The 18,464-nt window shown below is 60.9% G+C and carries 19 protein-coding genes; 14 read left to right on the top strand and 5 right to left on the bottom strand.

The genetic code is table 11. The annotated features are described in order from the left end of the window. Positions 1 to 168: 168 nt before the first annotated feature. From DFR31_RS02840 to lysS, 3 genes are all read left to right on the top strand, one after another. A complete protein-coding gene (locus tag DFR31_RS02840) occupies positions 169 to 1,071 on the top strand; it encodes a GGDEF domain-containing protein (protein WP_121441136.1) in 903 nt (300 codons plus the stop codon). Positions 1,072 to 1,181: 110 nt separating this feature from the next. Beyond that, positions 1,182 to 2,277, top strand: a protein-coding gene (prfB, locus tag DFR31_RS02835) for a peptide chain release factor 2 (protein WP_121441135.1) whose coding sequence is annotated in 2 segments (ribosomal slippage) — positions 1,182 to 1,253 and positions 1,255 to 2,277 — 1,095 coding nt in all. Because the reading frame shifts where the segments join, the coding sequence is not laid out codon by codon here. 70 nt (positions 2,278 to 2,347) lie between these two features. After that, a complete protein-coding gene (gene lysS / locus DFR31_RS02830) occupies positions 2,348 to 3,841 on the top strand; it encodes a lysine--tRNA ligase (RefSeq protein ID WP_121441134.1) in 1,494 nt (497 codons plus the stop codon). Between the two features lie 65 nt (positions 3,842 to 3,906). Here the strand turns inward: lysS and DFR31_RS02825 are convergent, their stop codons facing one another. Together DFR31_RS02825 and DFR31_RS02820 are read right to left on the bottom strand one after the other, a co-directional pair. Then, the gene (locus tag DFR31_RS02825) at positions 3,907 to 4,302 is read right to left on the bottom strand and encodes a response regulator (protein WP_121441133.1); all 396 of its coding nucleotides are present in this window, start codon (positions 4,300 to 4,302) and stop codon (positions 3,907 to 3,909) included. Next, entirely contained in the window at positions 4,299 to 5,648 is a 1,350-nt protein-coding gene (locus DFR31_RS02820; RefSeq protein ID WP_147436930.1) for a sensor histidine kinase, read from the bottom strand. The genes DFR31_RS02825 and DFR31_RS02820 overlap by 4 nt, the downstream gene beginning before the upstream one ends. Before the next feature lie 78 nt (positions 5,649 to 5,726). On the opposite strand from DFR31_RS02820, the gene DFR31_RS02815 reads away from it, so the two are divergent. Beyond that, a complete protein-coding gene (locus DFR31_RS02815; RefSeq protein ID WP_121441131.1) occupies positions 5,727 to 7,271 on the top strand; it encodes a cryptochrome/photolyase family protein in 1,545 nt (514 codons plus the stop codon). 51 nt (positions 7,272 to 7,322) lie between these two features. Here DFR31_RS02815 and DFR31_RS02810 read toward each other — a convergent pair whose 3' ends face one another. Together DFR31_RS02810 and mfd are read right to left on the bottom strand one after the other, a co-directional pair. After that, positions 7,323 to 7,991, bottom strand: a complete 669-nt coding sequence (locus tag DFR31_RS02810) for a peptidoglycan binding protein CsiV (protein ID WP_170153579.1) — start codon at positions 7,989 to 7,991, stop codon at positions 7,323 to 7,325. A 121-nt stretch (positions 7,992 to 8,112) separates the two neighbouring features. Beyond that, on the bottom strand, positions 8,113 to 11,610 hold the full coding sequence (gene mfd, locus DFR31_RS02805; RefSeq protein WP_121441129.1) for a transcription-repair coupling factor: 3,498 nt from the start codon (positions 11,608 to 11,610) through the stop codon (positions 8,113 to 8,115). A gap of 626 nt (positions 11,611 to 12,236) precedes the next feature. On the opposite strand from mfd, the gene DFR31_RS02800 reads away from it, so the two are divergent. The 3 genes from DFR31_RS02800 to DFR31_RS13730 all read left to right on the top strand — a co-directional run bounded on the left by DFR31_RS02800 (position 12,237) and on the right by DFR31_RS13730 (position 13,367). Continuing rightward, positions 12,237 to 12,557 carry a hypothetical protein gene (locus tag DFR31_RS02800; protein WP_121441128.1) on the top strand — a complete coding sequence of 107 codons (321 nt, stop codon included), beginning with the start codon at positions 12,237 to 12,239 and terminating at the stop codon, positions 12,555 to 12,557. A gap of 1 nt (position 12,558) precedes the next feature. Beyond that, positions 12,559 to 13,056 (top strand): hypothetical protein, encoded by a 498-nt coding sequence (locus DFR31_RS13735; RefSeq protein ID WP_147436929.1) that lies wholly within the window; start codon positions 12,559 to 12,561, stop codon positions 13,054 to 13,056. Between the two features lie 71 nt (positions 13,057 to 13,127). Next, entirely contained in the window at positions 13,128 to 13,367 is a 240-nt protein-coding gene (locus tag DFR31_RS13730; protein ID WP_147436928.1) for a hypothetical protein, read from the top strand. Here the strand turns inward: DFR31_RS13730 and DFR31_RS02790 are convergent. After that, on the bottom strand, positions 13,354 to 13,662 hold the full coding sequence (locus DFR31_RS02790) for a transposase (RefSeq protein ID WP_211328224.1): 309 nt from the start codon (positions 13,660 to 13,662) through the stop codon (positions 13,354 to 13,356). The genes DFR31_RS13730 and DFR31_RS02790 overlap by 14 nt on opposite strands. A gap of 186 nt (positions 13,663 to 13,848) precedes the next feature. Between DFR31_RS02790 and DFR31_RS02785 the strand changes: the two genes are divergently transcribed. The 7 genes from DFR31_RS02785 (at position 13,849) to DFR31_RS02755 (ending at position 18,461) form a co-directional block, all read left to right on the top strand. Continuing rightward, positions 13,849 to 14,079 carry a hypothetical protein gene (locus tag DFR31_RS02785; protein ID WP_121441126.1) on the top strand — a complete coding sequence of 77 codons (231 nt, stop codon included), beginning with the start codon at positions 13,849 to 13,851 and terminating at the stop codon, positions 14,077 to 14,079. 94 nt (positions 14,080 to 14,173) lie between these two features. Beyond that, on the top strand, positions 14,174 to 14,749 hold the full coding sequence (locus DFR31_RS02780) for a hypothetical protein (RefSeq protein ID WP_147436927.1): 576 nt from the start codon (positions 14,174 to 14,176) through the stop codon (positions 14,747 to 14,749). A gap of 104 nt (positions 14,750 to 14,853) precedes the next feature. Beyond that, positions 14,854 to 15,651: a hypothetical protein gene (locus DFR31_RS02775; protein ID WP_121441124.1), complete on the top strand. Its 798-nt coding sequence runs from the start codon at positions 14,854 to 14,856 to the stop codon at positions 15,649 to 15,651. A gap of 94 nt (positions 15,652 to 15,745) precedes the next feature. After that, on the top strand, positions 15,746 to 16,843 hold the full coding sequence (locus DFR31_RS13910; protein WP_211328223.1) for a hypothetical protein: 1,098 nt from the start codon (positions 15,746 to 15,748) through the stop codon (positions 16,841 to 16,843). A gap of 70 nt (positions 16,844 to 16,913) precedes the next feature. Continuing rightward, positions 16,914 to 17,735: an abortive infection system antitoxin AbiGi family protein gene (locus tag DFR31_RS02765; RefSeq protein WP_211328222.1), complete on the top strand. Its 822-nt coding sequence runs from the start codon at positions 16,914 to 16,916 to the stop codon at positions 17,733 to 17,735. A 115-nt stretch (positions 17,736 to 17,850) separates the two neighbouring features. Beyond that, positions 17,851 to 18,132, top strand: coding sequence for a type II toxin-antitoxin system RelE/ParE family toxin (locus DFR31_RS02760; RefSeq protein WP_121441122.1), 282 nt, complete (start codon positions 17,851 to 17,853; stop codon positions 18,130 to 18,132). 14 nt (positions 18,133 to 18,146) lie between these two features. Next, on the top strand, positions 18,147 to 18,461 hold the full coding sequence (locus DFR31_RS02755; RefSeq protein ID WP_121441121.1) for a HigA family addiction module antitoxin: 315 nt from the start codon (positions 18,147 to 18,149) through the stop codon (positions 18,459 to 18,461). Positions 18,462 to 18,464: the final 3 nt, after the last annotated feature.

Genomic DNA, 18,464 nt, shown 5'->3' with positions numbered 1-18,464 from the left:
GCAGACCGGCAGTCCGTTGCCCGCGCGACGACGGTAACCCGTCACCAGAAAGGGGCATTGCGGAGGTGGGGAATAAAACCGTTTGAAAAACTGGTGAAAACAGTGGCCTGCAAAAGTGGCACGAATCTCGCTTAACCACAGGAAAATGCCAATCGTCCGGAGAGGACCATGAGCGAGCAAGTGGTGTCCATGGAAAGCAAGGTCAAATCCCAGGTGTCGGCGGCCCGCCCCGCCGCACCGTCGCCGGAGGCGCTGGCGCTGCAGGTGGTGATGCGCCTGCAGAGCACGTTGGACCCGGAGCAGGTGCTCCGCTACTTCCTGCAGGAGGCGGCACCGCTGGTGGGCCTGTCTTCCGTGCGGTTGCAGAGTGACGGCCTGGACACCGTGCTGCAGGCAGGCCGCTCCCGGCGGTGCCGGGTCGTGCAGCGGCTGCGGATCAACGGCGAGTTGCTCGGGGAACTCACCCTGTCACGGGCCCGGCCCTGGCGGGAGGAGGAGCGGGAGACCCTCGACCAACTGGTGGCGTTGCTGGTCCACCCGCTGCACAACGCCGTGCGGTTCCAGCAGGCGCAGGCCGCCGCCCGGCACGATAGCCTGACCGGCCTGCTCAACCGCCATGCGCTGGACCAGGCACTGGCCCGCGAGGTCAGCCTGGCGCACCGGCACCAGCACCCCCTTTCGTTGATGGTGGTCGACCTCGACCGGTTCAAGCAGATCAACGACCGGTACGGCCACCGGGCCGGCGACGCGGCGCTGCGCCGTCTGGCGGACATGCTTGAGGAGAACTGCCGTGGCGGCGACCTGGTCTTCCGCTACGCGGGCGATGAGTTCGTGGTGCTGATGGCCCACACCCGCGCCAGTGGTGCAATGCGCTCCGGCGAGCGGTTGCTGCAGGCCGTGGCCGAGGTGACGGTGGCCATGGGCGAGGAGGGGGAGTGCTTCGATCTGCGGGCCAGCGCGGGTGTGGCCGCACTGGCCGAGGGGGAGTCTGCCGAAGACCTGTTCCACCGCGCCGACCTGGCGCTGCTGCGGGCCAAGCGCTATGGTCGTAACCGGCTGATCTGTGACTGATTGCCCCGGTGTCAGGGGCGACACGCCGGTCGTGTCAGCCTGACAGTAGGCGGTGCTTGTTGTACCATTGCGCGTTTTCCGCGAGACGCAAACGCAAGGGTGCAGCGAGAATGGAACTGAACCCGGTCATCACCAAGATCGACGACCTCAAGGGCCGCGCCGAGGCCCTTAGGGGGTACCTTTGACTACGATGTCAAGCGTGAACGGCTAGAAGAAGTCACCCGCGAGCTGGAGCAGCCCGACGTCTGGAACGAGCCGGATCGTGCCCAATCCCTGGGCCGTGAACGCGCCCAGCTCGACAGCCTGGTGGAAACCTTCCAGCGCCTGGACGAGGTGCTGGACGACGCCCACGAACTGCTTGAGATGGCGGCCGAGGAGGGCGACGAGAGCACCATCGACTCGCTCCAGTCCGACCTGGCCGATTGCGAGCGGGAACTCCAGACGCTGGAGTTTCGCCGGATGTTCTCCGGGGAGATGGACGCCGCCAACGCCTTCATGGACATCCAGGCCGGGGCCGGTGGGACCGAGGCGCAGGACTGGGCCAACATCCTGTTGCGCATGTACCTGCGCTGGGGCGAGCGCCACGGCTTCAACACCGAGATCATCGAGCTGTCCGAGGGCGACGAGGCCGGCATCAAGAGCGCCACGGTCAAGTTCGAGGGCGAATACGCCTTCGGCTGGCTGCGTACCGAGATCGGGATCCACCGGCTGGTGCGAAAGTCCCCCTTCGACTCCGGTAACCGCCGTCACACCTCCTTCGCCTCGGTGTTCATCTCGCCGGAGGTGGACGACGACGTGGACATCGACGTCAACCCGGCCGACCTGCGCGTGGACGTCTACCGCGCATCGGGTGCCGGCGGCCAGCACGTCAACCGGACGGAGTCGGCGGTGCGGATTACCCACATGCCCTCGGGCATCGTGGTGCAGTGTCAGAACGACCGCTCCCAGCACAAGAACCGCGCCACGGCCATGAAGCAGCTTAAATCCAAGCTCTACGAGCTGGAGATGCAAAAGCGGCGCGAACAGGCCGACGCGGTGGAGGGCACCAAGTCAGACATCGGCTGGGGCAACCAGATCCGCTCCTACGTGCTGGACCAGAGCCGCATCAAGGACCTGCGCACCGGCGTCGAGGTGGGCAACACGCAGGCCGTGCTGGACGGGGACCTGGACCAGTTCATCGAGGCCAGCCTGAAAGCCGGGGTCTGAACCCCGGCGTCGCCGAGCAACTGAGGCGCGCCCCCGCGCCGCATCAACCCTTTTTTGAAGAGCACTTGCCATGACCGAGCAGGACGACAACAAGCTCATCGCCCAGCGGCGTGAGAAGCTCGCCGCGTTGCGCGAAGAAGGCCAGGCCTTCCCCAATGACTTCCGGCGCGACAGCCTCGCCGCGGACATCCACGCCCGCTGCGAGCCGCTGGATGACGACGCCCTGGAGGCGGAGGGCATCCGCGTCCGGGTGGCGGGGCGGATGATGGCCAAACGGGTCATGGGCAAGGCCAGCTTCACCCACCTGCAGGACCAGTCCGGCCGCATCCAGCTCTTCCTGGCCCGCGATGAGCTGCCGGAAGGGGTCTACAAGCAGTTCAAGACCTGGGACGTGGGCGATGTGATCGGCGCCGCCGGCACGATGTTTCGTACCAAGAAGGGGGAGCTGTCGGTCCGGGTGGACGAGCTGCGGCTGCTCACCAAGTCCCTGCGGCCGCTGCCGGAGAAGTACCACGGCCTCACCGACACCGAGGCGCGCTACCGCCAGCGCTACGTGGACCTGATCATGAACGAGGACTCGCGCCGGGTCTTCATGCTGCGTAGCCGCCTGGTGGCGGGCATCCGTGACTACCTGAACGGGCGCGGCTTCCTGGAGGTGGAAACCCCCATGATGCAGCCCATCCCCGGTGGCGCCACGGCGCGGCCCTTCGTCACGCACCACAACGCGTTGGGGGCGGACCTGTACCTGCGGGTGGCGCCCGAGCTCTACCTGAAGCGGCTGGTGGTCGGCGGCTTCGACCAGGTCTTCGAGATCAACCGGAACTTCCGCAACGAGGGGGTGAGTACCCGCCACAACCCCGAGTTCACCATGCTGGAGTTCTACCAGGCCTACGCCGACCACAATGACCTGATGGACCTCACCGAGGACATGCTGCGTCGGCTCGCCGAGGATTACCTGGGTACCACCGAGATCACCTACCAGGACGAGACCTTCGACTTCGGCAAGCCCTTCCGTCGCATCCGCCTGGTGGACGCGATCACCGAGTTCAACGCGGACATCGGCCCTGAGGCGCTCAAGGACCGGGATGCCGCGCTCAACCTGGCCGGGCACCTGAACATCCCGCTGATGGGGCACGAGGGCCTGGGCAAGCTGCAGATGGAGATCTTCGAGACCACCACCGAGCACAAGCTGCGCGAGCCCACCTTCGTGACCCACTACCCGAAGGAGGTCTCCCCGCTGGCGCGGCCCTGCGACGACGAGCCCTTCTTCACCGAGCGGTTCGAGCTAATCGTGGGCGGCAGGGAGATCGCCAACGGCTTCTCGGAGCTGAACGACGCCGAGGACCAGGCGGAGCGCTTCCGCGCCCAGGCCGAGGAGAAGGCCGCCGGGGACGACGAGGCCATGCACTACGACGCCGACTTCATCCGCGCCCTGGAATACGGGCTGCCGCCGACGGCGGGCGAGGGTATCGGCATCGACCGGCTGGTGATGCTGTTCGCGGACGCCCCCTCAATCCGTGACGTGCTGCTGTTCCCAGCCATGCGCCCGGAGACGGGGGAGTAGGGCACCCGGCCCACCGTCACTGCCGCGCCCCCGAAGGGGCGTGGCAGTCCAGCCCCAGCGTGCCTTCAGTGCGCTCGCTTGAGGTAGGCCCCGACCAGCTCCTTCACCTTCTGCATGTTGTAGGGTTTGGCGATGAAGCCGCCGACGCCCAGCTCCCGTGCCTCCAGGACATTGTCGCGGGTGGCATCGCCCGTCTGCATGATCACGAAGGCCTGCTCGCCGCCCTCCATCCCCCGCAGCGCCCGCAGCACCTCCAGCCCCGTCATGTCGGGCATGCTGATATCCAGAAAGACCAGCGTCTGCTTGCGGCTCTCGAAGCGCTCCAGGGCCGAACGGCCGTTGTGGGCCTGGTCGATGTACTCGAAGCCCAGTTGCCGCAGCATGGTGCTCAGCAGCGAGCGCATGGGCTGAAAGTCATCAACGACAAGGACGCGGTCGGGGCGGGCCTTCTGGGTCGTCATGCGTGCGGCTCCTGCTCTGGCGGTTGGGCATCGGTACCGGCGTCGCGGGGCAGCTGGACGGTGAAGCGCGCGCCCCCGCCCGGGGCCTCATCCACGTGGACCCGGCCGCCGTGGGCCTGAACCAGCTTCTGCACGATGGACAGACCGAGTCCGGTGCTCTGCTCATCGGCCGTGGGGGTGTTGCTGCCGCGCTGAAAGGGCTCGAACAGCCGCTCCCGCTCCTCGGGCGGAACCCCTGGCCCCTGGTCACTGACACTGATCCGCACCCAGTCCTCGTCCGCCGACCCGGACAGGGTGATTACCGTATCGCGGGGGGAGAACTTGATGGCGTTGGCGATGAGATTATCGATGACCTGACCGAGGCGCTGGCCGTCCGCTGCCACCGAGGGGAGCGGTTCGGGGAGCTCCAGGGCGATGCGGATGGCCTTGCCCTGGGCTATCAGGCCCTGGCTGTGGGCCTGATCCGCGAGGAAGCGGTTCAGGTCCAGCGGCGCCCGCTCCAGCTCCAGCCGGCCCGACTCGATGGCACTCACGTCCAGCAGGTCGTCCACCAGCCCGCTCATGCGCCCGGTGACGTCCGCCATCACCGCCATGACCTCCTGCTGCGCCTCGTTGAGCGGGCCCAGCGCCTCCTGACGGAGCAGATCCACATAGCCGCCGAGCACCCCGAGCGGGTTGCGCAGGTCGTGGGCCGCGACACCGAGAAAGCGGTTCTTCAGCTCGTTCAACTCCATCAGCCGCTGGTAGAGTCGGCTCTTCTCCAGGATCATCGCCAGCTGCCCGGCGATCTGCTGGAAGGTGGCCACGTGGGCATCGCGGTAGGTGTTCGGGGTGTTGCTGGAGAAGAAGATGAAGCCCACCGGCCGGCCGGTGGCCACCAGCGGGCAGGTCAGGCTGGAGCGCACGCCATCCTTGAGGATCTGCTGCGTAGAGCGCGACTTCGGATGGTGCAGCAGGTGCGCCTGCAGGTCATTGATGATTCGCGGCTCACCAGTGTCAAGAATGGTCTCAAGGCTGCTGCCCGCCAGCGGGGCCGCGTAGCCGGGGCCGATATGCGCCGCCTGGTTGTCGGAGCGCATCCACTGGGAGCGCACCATCTTGCGGCCGCGGTCGTCCTCCTCCAGCAGTGCCACGCCGATGCGGTCGTAGGGGATGATTGGGCGAAAGGCGTCGTAGATCTCGTCCAGCACCTCGTCCAGCAGCAGCCCGCGATTGATCCGTTCCGTGACCGTGACCAGCGCTTCCAGCTCCCGCACGCGGCGCTCCAGACGCAGGCTGACCTCCACCAGCGCCTGCTGGAGTTCCCGTGGGTCCTGCCCCGTGGGCTGACCGGCTTTATCTGGCATGATGGGTTGATCCGTCCCTTTGATCGTGGCTTTGCCCACCATGATAACGCGACTGCGGCCCCACCACAGGAAACCCCGATGCGACGACTCGCAATAGTCCTCGGCGACCAGCTCAATGCGGATGCCGCCTTTTTCGATGACCTGGACCCCGCATCGGATGCACTCTGGATGGCGGAGGTGCCGGAGGAGGCCACTCACGTCTGGTCCCACAAGGCGCGCATCGCGCTGTTCCTGGCGGCCATGCGCCACTTTCGTGATGCCCGCGAGGCGGCAGGATGGACCGTGCACTGCCGGGCGTTGGGGGCGCACGAGGCGCCCGGTCTGGCAGATGCCCTTGCCGCGGATATCGCACGATTGCGCCCGGAGGAGCTCCTGGTGGTGTTGCCCGGCGACCACCGGGTGCTGAGCGCCCTGCAGGGCGTGGCCGCCGATCGGGGCCTGCCCCTCAGGGTGCTGGGCGACCGCCACTTCATTGATTCGCCGGAGGGTTTCCGGGAATACGCGCAAGGGCGCAAGCAAATCCGGCTGGAGTACTACTACCGACTGCTGCGCCGCCGTACCGGCTACCTGATGGCGGGCAAGGACCCGGAGGGCGGCCAGTGGAACTTCGATGCCGACAACCGCAAGGCGTTCGGCCGGCAGGGCCCCGGCCTGTTACCCCCGCCGGTGGGTTTCCCGCCTGACGCCGTGACCCAGTCGGTCATCGAGGCGGTTGAGGCGCACTTCCCGGACCACCCCGGTGAGCTGGATGCCTTCGACTGGCCGGTCACCCCGGAGCAGGCGCGGGCCGCGCTCAGAGATTTCATCGACCACCGCCTGCCCCTTTACGGCCGCTACCAGGACGCCATGTGGACGGACGAGCCCTGGCTCTACCACGCCCGCATCTCCGCGGCATTGAACCTCAAGCTGCTGGACCCGCGCGACGCGCTGCAGGCGGCGGAGCAGGCCTGGCGCGAGGGCCACGCGCCGCTGGAAGCGGTGGAGGGGTTCATCCGGCAGATCCTCGGCTGGCGGGAGTACGTGCGCGGCCTCTACTGGTACGCGATGCCGGAGTACGCCGAGCGCAACGCCCTGGACGCCGAGGCGGCCTTGCCCGACTGGTACTGGACGGGCGATGTGCCCATGACCTGCCTACGCCAGGCGATCGGCCAGACGCTGCGGTACGGCTACGCCCACCACATCCAGCGGCTGATGGTCACCGGCCTGTACGCCCTGTTGCTCGGGGTGCGGCCGCAGGCCGTGCACGAGTGGTACCTGGCCGTTTACGTGGATGCGGTGGAGTGGGTGGAGTTGCCCAACACGTTGGGCATGGCCCAGTTCGGTGATGGCGGGCTGATGGCCTCGAAGCCCTACTGCGCCACGGGGCGGTACATCCAGCGCATGAGCAACTACTGCGGCGAGTGCCGCTTCGACCCGGGGCAACGGACCGGCGAGCAGGCCTGCCCCTTCACCACGCTGTACTGGGACTTCCTGCTGCGCCACCGGGAGCGGCTGGCAGGCAATCGGCGCATGGGACTACAGCTTCGGAACCTGGATCGGCTGAGCGCGGAGGAGGCGGGGGCGATCCGCGAGCGGGCGGACCGCATCAAGGCCGGGGACGGGACGCCGCCCGCCGGGGCCTGACGGGCCCAGTCCACCAGACCCTAGGCCAACCCGGGTTCAGTCCACCCGGGTTCAGTCCACCGGGCGGATCTCGATCAGCACGCCCAGCGCGGGGTGGTCCAGGTAGTGAAGCTCCTCGCTGCGCATGCGGCGGCTCTCCTGCAGCGCATGCACGGCCCCGGTGGGCAGGACCGTGTCGCGATCATCGACGCTGCGCCGGTAGCGCAGGTCCACCACCGCGTGCAGGAAACGCTCCCGGTACACACGCACCAGGCCGTAAAGCTGTGCCGGCTCCAGGGAGGCGTCCCAGTTATCCGCATCCTCCGGCGGCGTCCAGCCCGGCGGGATGCCGATGGCCACGGAGCGGTTGCGCGGCAGCCCTTCCTGGCGCCAGCCGATATGCAGGAGAGGGTCGTAGGCGTCGGACTGCTGCAGTCGCTGTCGGGCCCCATGCAGCCGGAGTTGGTCGCCGGACAACCGCCGGAAGTCGCCGCCCCCCAATTGCTGAACCCGACTGAACTGCGGCGGGGTCACGGTCAGCGGCCACGCTTCGGCGTCGTCACCCCGCGCCTCGAACTGCCGGAAGATGATCATCTCCACGTTGTAGGCCTGCTGCGCGGCCACCGCCCCGGGCAGGGCGAGGCCGGCCCCACCCAGCAGGGCCATCAGGGCGAGCAGCAGCCCGGGCAGGGCCAGGCGGCGTCGGGTGTGAGTGGTGGCGTGGTGACGGCGTTTTGGCATGCGTCGAGGGCTCGGTCCGTGAATGAATCTGGCGCGATTACTATGACACAAGCGCCTGCCCATTGCTGCCCCGGCCCTGCCGATCGCGCGCCGCAGCGGCACCGGCAGGCGGGGCGGCACGTCAGGCCTTTGCGGGCTGCCGGGAGGGGGCCAGCGCCTGCAGCAGCTCGCTCACGGCGGCAATGCGGTCGTCCGCCTCGGGCAAGTGCTTGCGGTACTGCAGCTTCTCCTGCCCCTGCAGCCGGTAGGTCTCGGGGCTGGACTGGATCAGCCCGATCAGCGCCTCCGGGTCGATCTTCGGCTTGCTGCCAAAGTGCAGGGTGATACCCGAGGCCAGCCCGTCCACCTTCTCGATGCCCAGCGCGTCCGCCCGCAGCTTCAGCGCCGTCACCCGGAACAGGTTGCGGGTGGGGTCGGGCAGCAGGCCGAAGCGGTCGATCATCTCCACCTGCAGCTCGTCCAGCTCCGCCTCATTGCGGGCATTGGCAATGCGCTTGTACATCACCAGGCGGGTGTGCACGTCGGGCAGGTAGTCTTCGGGCATGAGCGCGGGGATGCGCAGGTCCACCTCGGCGCCCCGGTGCATGGGCTCGTCCAGGGCCGGCTCCTCGCCGCTCTGCAGCGCCTTCACGGCACGGTCCAGCAGCTCGGTATAGAGGTTGAAGCCCACCTCGCTGATCTGGCCGCTCTGCTCCTCGCCCAGCAGCTCGCCCGCACCACGGATCTCCAGGTCGTGGCTGGCCAGGGCGAAGCCCACCCCCAGCTCCTCCAGGCTGGAGATGGCCTCCAGGCGCTTCTTCGCGTCCGCCGTCATCGCCTTCTCCGGGGGCGCGATCAGGTAGGCGTAGGCCCGGTGGTGGGAGCGGCCCACCCGCCCGCGCAATTGGTGCAACTGCGCCAGCCCCAGCTTGTCGGCCCGGTTGATCAGGATGGTGTTGGCAGTGGGCACGTCGATGCCCGACTCGATAATGGTGGAGCAGACCAGGATGTTGAAACGCTGGTGGTAGAAGTCGAGCATCACGCGTTCCAGGTCCCGCTCGGGCATCTGGCCGTGGGCCACGTCCACCCGGGCGTCGGGCACCATCTCCTCCAGGTCGCGGGCGATGCGGTCGATGGAGTCCAGGTCGTTGTGCAGGAAGTAGATCTGCCCGCCGCGCTTGAGCTCGCGCTGGCAGGCCTCCTGGATGATGGCCGGATCCCACTGGTTGACGAAGGTCTTCACCGCCAGCCGCCGGGCCGGGGGCGTGGCGATGATGGAGAGATCACGGATGCCCGCCAGCGACATGTTGAGCGTGCGCGGGATGGGCGTGGCGGTGAGGGTGAGGATGTCCACCTCGGCGCGCAGCTTCTTCAGCTTCTCCTTCTGGCGGACGCCGAAGCGGTGCTCCTCGTCGATGATCACCAGCCCCAGGTCCTTGTACTTGACCGAGTCCTGCAGCAGCTTGTGGGTGCCGATGACGATATCCACCTTGCCGTCGGCCAGGTCCCGCAGCACCGCGTTGGTCTCCTTGGTGCTGCGAAAGCGCGAGAGCACCTCGACCCGCACCGGCCAGTCGGAGAAGCGGTCGCGGAAGTTCTGGAAGTGCTGCTGGGCGAGCAGGGTGGTGGGCACCATCACCGCCACCTGGCGGCCGTCCTGAATGCCCATGAAGGCGGCGCGCATGGCCACCTCCGTCTTGCCGAAGCCCACGTCACCGCAGACCACCCGGTCCATGGGGCGGGACGAGCGCATGTCCGCCTCGACGGCGGCGATGGCGCTCTCCTGGTCCGGGGTCTCCTCGAAGGGGAAGCCGTCGGCGAAGGCCTGGTAGTCCTCGTCGCGCCACTCGTAGACGTGGCCCTCGCGGGCGGCGCGGCGGGCGTAGATGTCCAGCAGCTCGGCGGCGGCGTCGCGGGCGCGCTTGGCGGCGCGCTTTTTCGCCTTCTCCCACTTGTCGCTGCCGAGTTGGTGCAGCGGCACCGCGTCGCCCTCGGCGCCGGTGTAGCGGGAGATAAGGTGCAGCGAGCTGACCGGCACGTAGAGCTTGTCGCCCTTGGCGTACTCCAGCGTCAGGAACTCGGTGGTCAGGCCGCCAGCCTCCAGGGTCTGCAGCCCCATGTAGCGGCCCACGCCGTGGTCCTCGTGGACCACCGGGGCGCCGATGGCCAGATCGGTGAGGTCGCGGATGATGGTCTCGGGGTCGCGTACCGCCCCGGCGCGGCGCCGGCGGCGCTGCTGGGCCCGATCGCCGTAGATGGCGTCCTCGGTGATCAGCGCCATGGCCGGCTGGCCGACCTGCGCGCCGTGCTCCACCGGGGCCACGGCCACGCCGATGGGCATATCGCCGGTGACGAAGCCCTCCCAGTCGCAGGCCTGGGGACGGATGCGGTGCTTCTGCAGCCGTTCGAGCAGCGCCTCGCGGTGGCCGGTGGTCTCGGCAATGAAGAGCACCCGGCCGGTGTAACCCGACAGATAATTGGTGAGCCGCTCCAGCGGGTGGTCTGCCTGGGGCCGGTTACGCAGATCCGGCAGCGGCTCGGTCTGGAAGACCACATCGCGGGGGCGGGGGGCCTCCGGCGCCGGAGCGTCGGCGTGCAGCACCACCTGGGGCAGGGTATTGAAGCGCTCGCGCAGGTCGTCCGGGCTGAGGAAGAGCCGGTCGGGGGCGAGCAGCGGCCGCTCCAGGTCGTGGCGGCGCTGCTCGTAGCGGTTGCGCACCTGCGTCCAGTAGGTGTCGGCCTGGGTGTCCGACTCGCCCAGTCGGGCGATCAGCGCGCCCCGGGGCAGGTAGTCGAACAGGGTGGCCGTCTGCTCGAAGAAGAGCGGCAGGTAGTACTCGATGCCCGCCGGCAGGTGGCCGGCGCTCACCTCGCGGTAGACCAGACTGCGGGACGGGTCGCCCTCGAAGGCGGCACGCCAGGCGCCCCGGAACTGAGTGATGCCCGCCTCGTCGGTGGGGAACTCGCGAGCGGGCAGCAGCTCGATGCGGTCGATCTTCTCGGTGGTGCGCTGGGTGTCCGGGTCGAAGTGGCGCAGGGTTTCCACCTCATCATCGAACAGGTCGATGCGCACCGGCTGGGTCGCACCCATGGGGAAGAGATCGAGCAGGGCGCCGCGCACCGCGAACTCGCCATGCTCGCCCACCTCGGAGACGCAGCGATACCCGGCCTGCTCCAGACGCTCGCGCATGGCGTCCAGGTCCAGCCGGTCGCCCACCCCCAGCAGCAGCCCCTGACCTTCCAGCCAACTCACCGGCGCCAGACGCTGCATCAGCGTGTTCACCGGCACGATCAGCACCCCGGCGCCCGTGCGCGGCAGGCGGTAGAGGGCGGAGAGGCGCTCGGAGATGATGTCCTGGTGGGGCGAGAAGACATCGTAGGGCAGCGTCTCCCAGTCGGGGAAACTGAAGACCGGGGTATCGCCCCGGGCCGCATCGCCCAGGAAGAAGCGCAACTCGGTGTCCAGCCGCGCGGCCTGCTGCGGGCTGTCGGTAACGGCTACCACCAGCCCCTGGTGCTGCCGGGCCGCCTGGGCCAGCGCCAGCGCGCCGGTGGCCCCATGCAGGCCGTACCAGTGCTCGCGGTTGCCCGCCTTGGCGGGGAGGGGCGGTGTCAGCGGTGAGGCGTGTTTCTCGGGCATGCAGTCACGGCAGGTTGGGAAAGCGGGCCGCTATTTTAGCGGGGGAGGGAGCGGGGGCAAAGGTGGGGGTGCTTGGGGTTACCTTGAAACTGCAGGGCAAGAGGGGTAAGGATAGGTCTCAGGGGGCTGACTGTGATGCACCGCGCAGACCGCACCCTATCCAGTCATTGCGAGCGTAGCGAAGCAATCCAGCACGCACGCATGACGGCCGAAGCTGGTACCGGGCGGGGCGCTGAGCGCGTCTGGAAAGCGTAGGCTTAGCGGCGTGCGGCCGAACGGTTGGAATTCATCGGGCGATGCTGCAGTATCGAAGGAACGGGATCACAGACTGCGCCAGGGAGACCCATCATGTGCATCCAGGGACGACGGCCCGCTTGCCAAAAGGGCGCCGCCAGGCGCCGCCCGACCCCTGGGTCGGTGATACTTTCCCCACTATATCGTGTGAACCGCGTGGACCGTGCCTTGCGGCGCGGCGGCTCAGTCCAACAGACATTTATCCGCCATGCTGAGCACGGGCGGATAAATGCTTAGCTGTTATTCTCTGGCGGGAGTCACCATATCTTGGTGGTTTCTGAGCAGTCCGCGAGGGCATTATCCATATATCAAGACCAAAGGGAGATTTGGGCATGGATTGCTATGATAGGGAGCACATCTCTGCAGCCATAAATTATTTTTGGGGGGACGGAACAGCGTCGCCTCAGTCGGTAAATGAGAGATCTGCTGAGGTAGTTTACACGGCAATCTCTGAAGCTCAGTCTTGTTCTGCATCAATGGATCTCGTTCCAAGACCCAGTGGTGGCAAGCCGGGAATTTCATATATAGTTAAACAGGTTGCAAAAATAGGAAAGAATATAGTTTCTGGGGATGCTTCAGTTTACCATGTTTGCAAAGTGCAAATTAGCACAAGCTATAAATCTGAAATAACAATGGCGCTAAAGGGAATTTAAAATGAAAAAGTCAGTGTTATTGTTCTTTTTTTCATTTTTTTGTGTCAGCGCATTTGCAAACACAAATGTTGAGCTTGTTTATTCTGGGCTAAAATTTAAAGTTCCCGGGAACTTCTCTGTAATAGGTGACGCAGGAGGCAATCTAAACATTCTGATATTTAGATACGGGGATGAGTTGGGTAAGAGGTTTTTGGCTTTTTCAGATATGACCGAAGATAAAACCATTAACTATGGGTGTCCAGCCAGCACCTTCTTTAAAGGTGTTTTCTTCGATAACGATAATCCTGAATGCGACCAAGATAATATAAAGTTAATGCAAGAGTCTTTTGTCGAAGGTCGGGATGTTAAAAAATGGTCTTCAGGTGAATATTCTATCGTGTATTCCGGAGACAACAAAAAGTCGTATATTTTCGTAATCGGGGATAACGGAAAAATTGTGAAGTTAGACTCAGACTTTTTGGAGTTTGAGGCTATTATGAAGGTGGTTAAAGATATATAATGGAAATCAAAAGGATATGTTGACAATAGCGTAACCAAGGGTATATAGACTCCTCCCGCAAGTAGGCAGAGATGGCATTGGTGATCGAGGCGAATAGCGAGTCGGTTGCGATCGTATATTCGGCCTGTTGGTGGAGCGTGGTGCTCCTGGCCTTCATGGAATCCGCGCACCGGAAGCCAATCGCTGCCAACGGCATCGTGGTGCCGCCATTGCTACCGGCTTTCTCCGATGCGGGGCCGACCTCATTCGCCATGATCATGCACTCTCTGCGCAACCGTGGTGGGGTGTCATGCTGTGTCAACGCCACCTGAGTCTGCCCAATGGGTTGCAACCCCTGGATGGCTTGTTGCGTCGCCGGTAGGAGCGCACGTACTGCGCGGACAGCAAGCGCACGGTGAATCCGAGCCGGGAAAGCTCGCGCCCCCAGTAGTGAGCCGTGCCGCAGGCTTCCATGACCACGGTGGCAACTTCCCGGTTCTGGAAGAAGCGCTGGAATCGGGACCGGCTCAGGCGCTCGCGCTCGATGATCCTGCCGTGTCCGTCGGAGATGGCGACCTCGAAGAAGGATTTGGCCAGGTCGACGGCGATGGTCATATTGGTGGACATGGGCTCCTCCTGTTCCTCGTTGCTGAAGGCACCAGTTCCAGCATGGCACTCCGATGCCGGATAAGAGGGCGGGAGGAGTCCATCCCATTACTGCACAGTGACCGATCTTCCGCCGCTTTGCGGCGCCAAACTGGCGCGTAAGCCGGGCGTTGGCGTTAAAGCAATCGAAATGAGCTAGGAGAAACGATGAAAATTGCAGATTTTCTAAATGAAGAGAAAAAGGATTGTGTACCTTATGGCAGTGACGTGTCCGCAGGTACTTATGAGTGCGCAGATTGTGGGCGGCAGTACTCCAATCAGTCAAAAACCTCACTCCCGCCATGCCCCAATATTAAAAACAAGCCTCATCCTAAAAAATGCTGGAAGATATTGTCAGGGCAAGGTGATGCGCCGGATGATCCATATCCCAACAAATAGCTATAACAACGCCAAGCACGGCGACAGCTTTTTTGTTTCGGCTGCGCCTCCACTACAAAGCCGCGCGTGTTGGCGGCGTTAGCCAGAGAGAGAAATGACAGAAATCGAGCTTCTTCAACAAATTGCGGATAACACATCCACGAATACAAATTTGTGGGTAGCTGTTATTGCGGCAACAGCGGCAATATCTGGTGCAATAGTGACAGGGATTTTGCAGTACTTTACGGAATCGAAGAGAGCCAAGAGAGCGAATGAGATCGAAGAGAAAAAGTTACGAGCAAATATAGTGGCTACTGAGCGTCTGCGCTGGCTGCAAGATGTTCGTGAAAGGCTCTCTAAACTCTACACGCACTTGGACATGCAATACAGCTTTTTGAAACGGGCGGGTAACCCAGCTCAGCTACAGCAGACTCTGGACGAATATTCATTTGTTGTTATGCAAGAAATTCATCACATAAGCCTACTTTTGAATCCTGAAAAGCCAGATCAGAAGAAGCTCAAACGTGCCCTAGCAGTGAAGCAAAAAATTCTCCTTAAGTGTTTCAGCCGCAAGTCGCAGCAGCTATCTCAAATACATGACAAGCGCTATGCGTTGGTCAAGAACATTGCTTTTAACTCACTGACAACCGTCGGTGCGCGTACATGGCGTCAGATCAAGGATCTGGATTAATGGCTAACAAGGCCAATCACGGCGACAGCTTTTCCGTTGCGGCTTCGCCTCCACTACAAAGCTGCGCGTGTTGGCAGCGTTAGAACGAAAATGACGAGGGAAACGTGAGCCGAGAACTTAAGCGTATCCGACGAAGGAAGGCTACCCAGAAAAAATTGGATGGCATTTGGGAGCAGTCGAATTCTAGCTTGATTGTTCACTACTCCTGCGAAAGCTTCTACGACACTGAAGATGGAAGGACGCCCAGGGTCACTTCTATCGCGGTAAGGAATCTAGCATCCGGCCAGACAGAGTCATTTTCCATCCACAAGGTTGCTGAGCAGCAACGAATTCCCTTTGACGAGATACATAACAAATATGATGACCTTGAAAAGGAGATGCTTGAGGAGTTCTTCGATTTCGCGAGAACTCATCAGCACTTTAACTGGGTCCACTGGAACATGAGAGATATAAATTATGGGTTTGCTGCTTTGGAGCATCGATTCAGAGTTCTGGGTGGAGACCCGGTTGTAATTCTTGAAGATAGGAAATTTGATTTGGCAAGAGCCCTAGTGAGTATTTATGGGCTGGGCTACATTGAGCATCCGCGGTTACAGAAACTCATTGATAAAAATAGGATCACCGACAGAGGATTTCTGTCCGGGGCTGAGGAAGCAAAGGCCTTTGAAGACAAAGAATACGTGAAGCTGCATCAGTCAACCCTGAGGAAAGTTGATATTTTGGCAAATATATTCGAGCGCACTGCCGATGGTTCAATAAAAACCAATGCAAGTTGGCTTGAGAGATATGCTGCGCACCCAAAAATACTTGTTGAGGTAATACGGGAGCATTGGGTCTGGTCTCTCATTGTAATGGTAGCGATTTCAGTGGGTCTATTTAGCCGTGTCGCAGATTGGTTCTAACAAAAGCGTCAACGCGGACCGGCTTTTCCGCTGCGCTCCAAAGCCGGCCGGTTACGCTTAACGTTAAATTTCAAGAAAGAGTTGGGAGGTCAACTTGACGGACGAAACTGAAGACAAAAATGCTGACTCAGCCACCACTACCAACGGCGGTGGAAAGAAAAAGTCGAGAGGAAGTGCGCCCAGACCCATCCCAGTTAATACCTTGGAAGACGCGTTAGCGATCCCCCAAGCTTTGAAGGAATATAATGGAAGCAATCCGTGGGCACCAGCTGAACTAGCAAAGGTGCTTGGCGTTGGAGCCAAGGCCAATAAATTCTACTATTTATCTGCTAGTTCTAGAGACTATGGCCTGACCGAAGGAACCAGCAGATCTGCCGAAATTGGTTTGACGAATCTTGGAAATGAATTTCTCTTCGCTCCAAATCCTGCCGAAGAACACCTTGCTTTAGAGAAAGCGTTTTTTAAAGTAGATCTCTTCCAGAAGGTTTACTCATATTATAGCGGCGGAGATCTGCCGGAGATGAAGTACCTTGGAAATACACTTCAAGGTACATTTGGCTTAGAGCCAGAGTTTCACGAAGACTTTTATAATCTTTACCAAGCGAACCTAGAATTCATAAATAAATTCTCTAAGAGCAGTGAAAGACAAATTGAGGTAGTCGATCCAGCGAAACGTGATCACTTAGTGGTAACTGGCTCTCCTCAAAAATCAGTAGGAGAACTGACAGTCGCATTTGTTGCAATGCCATTTAGTGAGAAGACCGGAAAATACCCGGATGGATTTTATCGTGAGGTTCTTAGAAATCTTATAACTCCGGCAGGCGTAGAGGCGGGTTTTAAGGTTGAAACTGCTAGGAAAGATGGAAGCGATATAATTCACTCGACGATTGTAAATGACCTTCTAGATGCGGATCTCGTTATAGCCGATTTGTCGGATCACAACCCAAATGTTTTATTCGAATTGGGTGTGAGAATGGCTCATGACAAGCCAGTTGCTCTTATACGAGCAAAAGGTACAGGGCAAATATTCGATGTTGATAATTTACTTCGAGTATACGACTACAACCCAAATTTATGGAAGTCTACATTAGAAGACGATATTCCTAACCTTGTGAAGCACATTAAGGCGACTTGGGAAAACCGTAATTCACAAACATCATACATGAAGATCCTGCGTGGAAAAGAAATTTAACAAACGGCTGCACGGCGACCGATTTTCCGCCGCTTCGCGGCTCCACACCGGCGCGTGAGCCGGGCGTTAAATGAAGAAGTTGGCAATGAGCAGAGCACCTGGAACAGTATCGAAAATATTATGGCATTTTACTGGTGGCCCACTTTGGGATGATCAGAGGAATAAGCAAGGAAAAGAGTTAAAGCCAGAAGAAGGCGCATTTGACGCGCTCAGAAGTATTATTGCAACTAAAGAATTACGAGTTGGCGCATATCAAGAACTGTTTAAAGTTGTAATCGCAAAAAAGCGAAAATATGACCGAAAAATCAAGGAATTTATAACCGAGGTAAATGTTCCCGTGGTTGTAAAATCCAGTAACGTTTGCTGCATAGCGGACATACCAATTCAACATTTGAGTTATCATTCGACGCGATATGGACGAATAGCGATTGGGTTCCACCGAGATGCTGTAGTTAAAGCTGGATTTAACCCAGTCATGTATTCATTGGAGCACTCGCATTTATCCAATGCTATTTACGAAGGATATTCTGCTTTAGATGACATAGACCCATTTTGGGCAAAAAGTCATTTAGACGATTTGTCCGATCAAGCGGACATAGATGACGTTGCAAACCAGTTAGATGAAATTGATTGGGGGCACGACCAGGTTCGGGAAAGTTATGAGAAATTCTTGGCGTTCATAAAGACATTCGAGTCAGATGAATTTGACTCAATATATTGCGAAAGAGAGTGGCGAAGCACTTCGCCGTTCAGCTTCTCCGTAGAAGATATAGCAATGATCGTCCTTCCGAGAAATAGTAAAGGCCGAAATTTGTATGAGGAATATCTTTCCGAAACTGACCTGCCTAGTACGGTATCCATTGTTTGCTGGGAAGATCTGATTGAGCATTAATCATTTAACACGGCGCTTGAGCGGGACCGCGCTAACCGCGCGGCCGCTCAGCTGAGCGTTATGCAGTGACGAACTCCAGTGGACACGCGTCACGTGACGCGCTACACTATACTTCATGATCAAAACTTTCGCGGATAAACGAACTCAGGAGCTCTACTCCAAAGGTAAGTCAAAGAAATTTCCTGCGGATGTCACGCCGCGAGCCGCCAGAAAGCTCGAATATGTCAACCTGGCTGAACGGTTGGAGGATTTGAAGGCGCCGCCCGGTAATCGCCTTCACGCGCTATCGGGAAACAGGCAGGGACAACACGCGATTTCAATAAACGATCAGTGGCGCATTTGCTTTCGATTTGAGGATGGTGATGCGTATGAGGTCGAAGTGTGTGACTACCACTGAGTGAGGTGATAACAATGGCTATACCTAATACATCAGGCATGCAGCGCAAGCCGACTCACCCTGGCGAAATGCTGAGAGAGGATTTCCTACCGGACTATGGCCTGACCGTTGCGGGGTTGGCAGAGTCTCTGGGTGTGTCTCGCCAGTCAGTCAATGAGTTGCTGCGCGAGCGCCGTGCTGTCAGTCCTGAAATGGCGCTCCGACTTGCTCGCTTGTTTGGTAACTCTCCGGAGTTCTGGCTGAATGCACAGAGATCCGTTGATCTTTGGACGGCATCCCAGTCGGTCAAGGAGGAAGTAGATCGGATCAAGCCGCTAAATGCTGCATAACCA

It is taken from the genome of Alkalispirillum mobile, assembly GCF_003664325.1.
In the GTDB taxonomy this organism is placed as follows: domain Bacteria; phylum Pseudomonadota; class Gammaproteobacteria; order Nitrococcales; family Halorhodospiraceae; genus Alkalilimnicola; species Alkalilimnicola mobilis.
Note: the sequence above shows the minus strand (reverse complement) of the source record. Positions and strands in the feature narration are given on the sequence as shown.